The organism is Neobacillus cucumis (assembly GCF_002860255.1).
Lineage (GTDB): Bacteria > Bacillota > Bacilli > Bacillales > Cytobacillaceae > Neobacillus > Neobacillus cucumis_A.
In genome coordinates, this window is the sequence record NZ_PGVE01000053.1 from 81,176 (window position 1) to 88,185 (window position 7,010).

6 protein-coding genes are annotated in these 7,010 nt (G+C 36.5%); all 6 read right to left on the reverse strand.

Going from position 1 to position 7,010, the window contains the following annotated elements; genetic code table 11:
- Window positions 1–27 precede the first annotated feature (27 nt).
- Window positions 28–501 carry a cell wall elongation regulator TseB-like domain-containing protein gene (locus CVD27_RS14440; protein WP_180960288.1) on the reverse strand — a complete coding sequence of 158 codons (474 nt, stop codon included), beginning with the start codon at window positions 499–501 and terminating at the stop codon, window positions 28–30.
- 143 nt (window positions 502–644) lie between these two features.
- Window positions 645–1,490 (reverse strand): hypothetical protein, encoded by an 846-nt coding sequence (locus tag CVD27_RS14445; protein WP_101648609.1) that lies wholly within the window; start codon window positions 1,488–1,490, stop codon window positions 645–647.
- Between the two features lie 50 nt (window positions 1,491–1,540).
- Window positions 1,541–4,339 carry an ATP-dependent DNA helicase DinG gene (dinG, locus tag CVD27_RS14450; protein ID WP_101648610.1) on the reverse strand — a complete coding sequence of 933 codons (2,799 nt, stop codon included), beginning with the start codon at window positions 4,337–4,339 and terminating at the stop codon, window positions 1,541–1,543.
- Window positions 4,340–4,668: 329 nt separating this feature from the next.
- Window positions 4,669–5,052, reverse strand: coding sequence for an aspartate 1-decarboxylase (panD, locus tag CVD27_RS14455; protein WP_101648611.1), 384 nt, complete (start codon window positions 5,050–5,052; stop codon window positions 4,669–4,671).
- 29 nt (window positions 5,053–5,081) lie between these two features.
- Window positions 5,082–5,930, reverse strand: coding sequence for a pantoate--beta-alanine ligase (panC, locus tag CVD27_RS14460; RefSeq protein WP_101648612.1), 849 nt, complete (start codon window positions 5,928–5,930; stop codon window positions 5,082–5,084).
- Window positions 5,927–6,763 (reverse strand): 3-methyl-2-oxobutanoate hydroxymethyltransferase, encoded by an 837-nt coding sequence (panB, locus tag CVD27_RS14465; protein WP_101648613.1) that lies wholly within the window; start codon window positions 6,761–6,763, stop codon window positions 5,927–5,929. The genes panC and panB overlap by 4 nt, the downstream gene beginning before the upstream one ends.
- Window positions 6,764–7,010 lie beyond the last annotated feature (247 nt).

Consider the following 7,010-nt stretch of genomic DNA (forward strand, 5'->3'; position numbering starts at 1 on the left):
ATATCTCTTTCCTCCAGTCTCCAAAAGCTATAGATTTTCAATTTTCTTTAACCATTCACCGGTTTCAAAGTGAACATAGTAATAATTTATTAAATTATTTTCAGAACGGTAGTAGATTTCCCATAATGGAATATTTTTTTCCATTCCTAATCGTACTGAAATAATTTTCTTAGGTTGTTTTTCTTGCATTAATTTTTGAATCGCTTCTTCTCTAGTGATGCCATCTTTCGCCTTTCTAATGTAGACTTTTTTGCTTTTGTCAGGGATCCACACTATGATCTTATCGCCTTTTTTATTTTTACCTTCAATCACATTAACTGTCTCAATACCGTTGTAAATATGAAAGTCATCTACCTCACTAAATTGAACCTTTTCCTTGGCTAGGGACACAGCCTTTTTTTCAGCCGCTTTAACCGGTTGAACGGAGGAAAAATATATTTTTACCAACAATCCAAATATGACTACAACTACTATTAAAGGAATAACAATCCACTTTTTCATTTTTATTTTCACTTCTTTATGTACATTATTAAAGGTCTAACCTAATTTGTGAAGAATCTTACTAAGTTATTATAACAGGATAAATCAAGATGTGTTATGAATCTTAATCAATTTAGAAAATTTTTTTCATTTTTGTGATAAGGCTATTCCTCTCCCTTAAGAGGTATCGTAATAATTTCATAATTTGATTCTGTAAATTTAATCGTGACAGTCCCGTGTTTTTTTGTAAAATAAACCTCCGACCAAATTCCTTGCAAATCATGCAGCAAATCCTGATTAATTTGTTTTTCTTCTGCTCCAAAAAGGATCGATATCTGCGGGTTAAGTGTTTGGATGAATTGATCGGATAATGAATCTTTTTCAAGATTTGCAGGAATTTTAAAAACATGAATATCTTCTATGTTCTTAGTTAAAAATTTTTGTTCCGCACGTGGACTAAAAGAAGTCATCAAAAATAGGTTGTGTTTAAAAAAACGCAGCATCAGGTCCATGCCTTCATTTTCCTCATTACCTAGAAATTGAACGTCAGCAAACATTTCAGGTATGATTTCTTTCTTTGTTCCCTCTTTCCAAACTGTAACTGGTATAGGATTGGATTGTTCACGTGTTATTAACGTTGACAACTCCGGGGTGGTGACAATCTCTTTAATATTGTATTTTTGAATAAGCTCCTCAGTTTTCTTTATAGATAACTCATGACCATCGTTCGTTAGGATTAGAGTAGAGAGATTCTTAACGTCATAAAGGGCCAGCCACCCTTCTAACTCAGCAATATCTCCTTGGCCTCCGATATTTATTAAAATATTTTTTCCATTTGACCCTTGAATTAACGTTGCTTCACCTGTAGTTAGTCCTAAAAAGGTGACAGCCGCTTGATGTTCCGCTAGTTTCACATCTATTTTTTCAACCTCTGTCGGCAAAGTCGTTTCTGCCTTAGCCGTTATACTGCTAGGAATCAATAAAGCCAATATTATAAGCAATATTCTCATAAACACATTCCTCCCAGATATTTATAGGATGCGTCTTTTTCCAAAAATTATCATAACCATTTTTGTATAAACTCGGCCAATTCCAACATTTTTCCTTTTTTCACCGGGATTTGAGGGATAGATTTCAAAAAAGATTTTCCATACTGGGTAGTAACAATTCTCCTGTCAAATACAATGATAATCCCGCGATCTGTTTCAGTTCTAATTAACCGGCCAAACCCTTGCTTAAAACGAAGAATGGCCTCCGGAAGGGAATAATCATAGAATGCATTCCTTCCTTGCTGAACGGTCAATTGGCATTTAGCCTCTGTCAATGGTTCATCTGGAGGACTAAATGGAAGTCGTACAATGACAAGGCAAGATAAATCTTCGCCTGGTATATCGACACCTTCCCAAAAGCTGCTTGTCCCTAATAAGATGGCCTTTTCATATCGTTGAAAATTCCTTGTCAGCCTAGAACGGCTTCCACTTGATATACCTTGAGCCATTAACACATATTCATTCAGAAAACCACTTTCTTTAATTAATTCGTATGTTTTTTTTAACATGTCATATGCTGTAAAAAGAATCAAAAGCCTTCCTTTTGTTGCCTCTGCAATCGTAATGATATGTTCCGTTATAGATATAACGTATTCCTCAAGTGAAACCGAATTAATCTCCGGCAAATCATCAGGTATAAGAAGCTGCACCTGTTCTCTATATTCAAATGGAGAGGGAATAGTCAATTGAACGGTTGAATCCGCTTCTAGCCCGATTTCTCTCATGATAAATTCAAACGAACGATTCACTGATAAAGTTGCGGAAGTAAGAATTACAGCTTTCTTAGTTTGGAAAAATTTCCTTCTTAGCTGCTCAGCTACAGTAGCTGGCTGAGCCAAAAAGGTGGTTACGTTTTGTGGCGAGCGGGTATCCATTTCAATCCACTTTACTTCGTTAGAGTCTTTAATAAAACAGCTAATCAATATATTTCGAAATTCTTGCAACTCAGCTGAAAATCCAGCGATTTCCTCCAATTTATTAGAATCTGGAATGGATAAAGAATCTTTCTCTGCTTTAAGCCAATTGAGACGTCCCTTTATGGAACTGAGTATATCCTTAAGCAAAAAAGCTAATCTCTCAGCACTATGGAAAAGTGCCTTTCTTTCTCTTCCAAACTCTGTGGAAATAAACCGTACTTTAATACGATTTGTTCCTTTCTTATTTGCCGCTTTTGTTTTGGCATAGTGAGCCATTAATTTAAAAAATTCATCAAGCTCGTAATTTAGATCTAAAACTAGTTGATTTAACTCATAGGTATGTAACAGCTTTGTTTCTGAAGCTGGAAGCCTTGAGAGAATTTGCTCGATTTCATAAAAGAACTGTTTTTGCTCATAGGTGCCAAATTGACTAATTAGTAATCGGGCGGATAAATAATCTAATGAATAACCAAAGAAACGGCTCGCAGCCTTTTCTAAGTGATGACCTTCATCAATTACAACATAATCTGATGGAGGCAAAATGGAACCATCACCCTTAATATCACTTAATAATAATGAGTGGTTAGTAATAATGATATCTGCTGATTGTGCATTTCTTTTCGCTCTTTGATAAAAATCTCTTTCCTGCCAACATTTCTTCGAAAAGAGAACGGAAGGTTCCTCCTTTATTTTATTCCAATATAACAAGCCGCCGCTTGATAGGTTCAATTCATCCCTATCACCAGTCTCCGTCTCCGTTAACCACACAAGGATCTGCATTTTGGTTAAGGTGGTATCATAATTATCATTTTCATCTAATAATGTTTGAAGAAATTTTTCTAGATTTAAATACTGATTTCTACCTTTCAATAGAACAGCCTTTATTTCAAAAGGAATAATTTTGGTCAACAATGGTATTTCCTTATTTAAAAGTTGTTCTTGCAGCTGAATCGTATGGGTACTAACTATAATAGGCTGGTTATTATGCTTTGAAAAATAAGCTAGAGGTATTAGATACCCAAGCGATTTACCTACGCCTGTTCCCGCTTCAATTAGTGTATGCCTTGATTGCTGTAAAGAATTATAGACAGTGTCCATCATCTTAAATTGCCCAGCCCGCTTCTTAAAAGTCACAAAACCATTACGAAGTATTGAACTCTTTTCTTCTTCACTTTCAGGAAACTTCGATATTTCTTTATTAAGGTTTTCGTCATTTTTTTCAGAAGATATCCTTTTTAGCCCTAAGCCGTTTACAATTTCAATTGAATCTAAAACTGGCGTTTTTTCAAATGTATCCATAAAATCCTCAAGAAACAGCTGAAGGTCGCTTTTTAATCCCCCAGATAACTGAGTTAGCTGTTTAAGAGTTACTTGCGGCAATAAAGATAAACGTTTAAACAAGATTAAGAATAGTTCTGCTGTGACTAACGCATCACTATCAGCCTGATGTGGTCTGTCATGTGTTAGATGTTCTTTCTCTGCTAAATCCGATAGCTTATAGCTGTCAGCAGTAGGATAGAGGATCCTTGCCATTTCTACAGTATCTAATACAGAACCATAAAAACCTTCTGAGCCTGCTTGAAGCAATTCTTCTTGAAGGAACGATAAATCAAATAATACATTATGAGCTACAAAGTAGGCGCCTTCCAATAATGTTTGAACCTTTTCGGTAATTTCAGTAAATACTGGCGCGTCCTTAACCATTTCATCATTAATTCCAGTTAGTTCTTCAATAAAGACTGGAATAGGTTTTTGTGGATTTATTAGGGACGAGAACTGTTCAGTTATTTTTCCGTTTTCAATCACTACAGCTGCAAATTGAATAATTCTATCACCCTTCTTTGGTGTGTTCCCCGTTGTCTCTAAATCAATCACAACAAATTTATTTAACATTTTGTTACACCCCAAACCTCGTTCATTAAACGGTAACATAGCTTTATAGCAAGGCGTGTTAAACTTGTATGTTGATTTCCGCTCCAGGCGCTTCGCTTTCCGCGGGCGTGCCGGGGAGCCTCCTCGGCGTTAAAAACGCCTGCGGGGTCTCCCCTGCCCCTTACTCCCGCAGGAGTCTCGCACCTTCCGCTCCAATCAACATAATTACTCATCAATAATGACCTTTAACACAGCCTTTAACAAAAATAAAAAGCTGATAATGATTTAAATTCTACCATTGTCTATGGGATTTTAAAAACAAAAGAAAAAATCCCCAGATAATGGGGATCCTACATAATCGTATGTGCTGGTTCTGCATGAAGAAGATCTCTAATCCGATTGTTCTCATCCATAATAGCAACTTTTGGTGTATGTGTTTTAACTTGTTCTTCTAGTACCAATGCATAAGAAATAATTATGACTGTATCACCAACTTGTACAAGCCGTGCAGCAGCACCATTTAAACAAATTACACCGCTTCCTCTTTTGCCGGGAATGATATAAGTTTCTAATCTTGCACCATTATTATTGTTAACAATTTGGACCTTTTCATTTGCTGCCATTCCTACAGCATCAATAATATCTTCATCTATCGTAATACTGCCAACGTAGTTCAAATTCGCTTCAGTAACTGTGGCACGATGGATTTTACTGTTCATCATGGTACGAAACAAGTGGATTCCTCCTCATTTTGTAAAACTTTTTAATCTATTGCAATAATCATATTATCTATTAATCTTACCTTCGAGAATTTTACTGCAATCGCTATTATAATGGTACCTTCTATTTTTTCCACTGATTTTAATTGCGGATAAGAAAGCATTTCAACATAATCAATCTCCCCATTCGTTTCACTTGTTATCAACTCTTTAATCATTGATGTTAGTATGTGAGGATTTTGTTCACCATTTTCAATTGCTTTCTTTGCTTTTTCCAGGCTTAAATAAATGGCTGGAGCCTGTAGTCTTTCTTCTGGTAATAAATTAACATTTCGTGAACTTTTCGCTAATCCATCGGCTTCTCGAACAATGTCAACAGGTATTAACTGAACAGGAAAATTCAAATCTGAAATTAATCCATCTATAACAGCAACTTGCTGGGCATCTTTCTTTCCAAAATAAGCTCTAGTAGGCATTACAATATGAAATAACTTAGTAATTACTGTAGCAACCCCATCAAAATGACCAGGTCGTGATTTACCACATAATACTTCAGTTCTTTCTTGAACTATTACCTTAACAGAAGGCTCTTCGGGATACATCTCTTCTACTGAGGGATAAAAAAGGTAATCTGCCTTTTCCGCTTCTGCTAAGGCACGGTCTCGGTCAAAATCACGAGGATAGGTTGAAAAATCCTCCTTAGGTCCAAACTGTAATGGGTTAACAAAAATACTTAGGACAACAATATCATTTTCTTTCCTTGCCTTAGAAATTAGTGTTAAATGACCTTCGTGCAGAAAACCCATTGTTGGAACAAAACCGATTGATTGTCCCGACCCTTTATGTTTCAGAATTTCATTCTGCATCTCATTAATGGTTGTAATGACCTTCATTTTGTACCTCCATAAAGAACTTTCAGTTCCTCTTCCTTCATGGTAAATGAGTGTTTATCTTCAGGAAATTGATTATTTTTTACTTCAGACGTATACGCTTGAATGGATTCAATCATAAACGGATTGACCGAATGATATTGCTTAACAAATTTTGGGACTCTGTCGACACCATAGCCTAAAACATCGTGATAAACTAAAACTTGTCCATCTACATAAAGACCTGCGCCAATTCCAATTACAGGAATAGCGATGGATTTAGCAATCTTTTCTGCCAGCTGTTTTGGCACACATTCTAGGACAAGTGCAAAGGCACCTGCTTCTTCTACTTTTTGGGCATCGTCCAACAATTTCTGGGCAGCATGGGCATCTTTCCCCTGAACTTTATAGCCGCCCAGTACTCCAACTGATTGTGGAGTAAGTCCTAAATGACCGCACACAGGTATGCCAGCTTGAGTTAGAGCTGTTATCTTTTCTAGTACGCTATCTGCACCTTCAAGTTTAACAGCATGGGCTCCTGCATCTTGCATTAGTCTGCCTGCATTGATCAGCGTATCCCTAACGGATAAATGATAAGCTAAAAATGGCAGATCTGTTACTATAAAGGTATCTTTAGCTCCACGTTTTACCGCTTTTGTGTGGTGAATCATATCTTCCATCGTAACAGGAATTGTAGAGTCATAACCTAATACAACCATTCCGAGTGAATCCCCCACAAGGATCATGTCCACTCCACCCTGTTCAGCTTGTTTTCCTGATGGATAATCGTAGGCGGTGAGCATTACAATTTTTTCATTGTTTTCTTTCATTTTTAAAAAGTCAGTGGTTTGCTTCATCAGTATTCCCTCCTTTAATAATGGGAGAGGTGATAAAACGCTTATAGAGAGCAAATAAAAAAGATCCTTCTTTTAGGCAGAGGATCTTATCATTACTCATGTGCATGTTCATCCCTCTGTCCCGGTCCGTCATACGGATCTAGGCAGAAACCTTTTTAATTTTTATTGTCATTTCCTTAAAGGTGCAGTTCTAAGGAGATACTGCCCAAGGAAATTATAGCATGTTATCAGAAAAGCGCAAGCGCCT

Excerpts from the sequence above, each read along its gene's own strand:
- CVD27_RS14445 (WP_101648609.1), bottom strand. The coding sequence starts at position 1,490 with ATGAGAATATTGCTTATAATATTGGCTTTATTGATTCCTAGCAGTATA.
- CVD27_RS14440 (WP_180960288.1), bottom strand. The coding sequence starts at position 501 with ATGAAAAAGTGGATTGTTATTCCTTTAATAGTAGTTGTAGTCATATTT.
- panB (WP_101648613.1), bottom strand. The coding sequence starts at position 6,763 with ATGAAGCAAACCACTGACTTTTTAAAAATGAAAGAAAACAATGAAAAA.
- dinG (WP_101648610.1), bottom strand. The coding sequence starts at position 4,339 with ATGTTAAATAAATTTGTTGTGATTGATTTAGAGACAACGGGGAACACA.
- panC (WP_101648612.1), bottom strand. The coding sequence starts at position 5,930 with ATGAAGGTCATTACAACCATTAATGAGATGCAGAATGAAATTCTGAAA.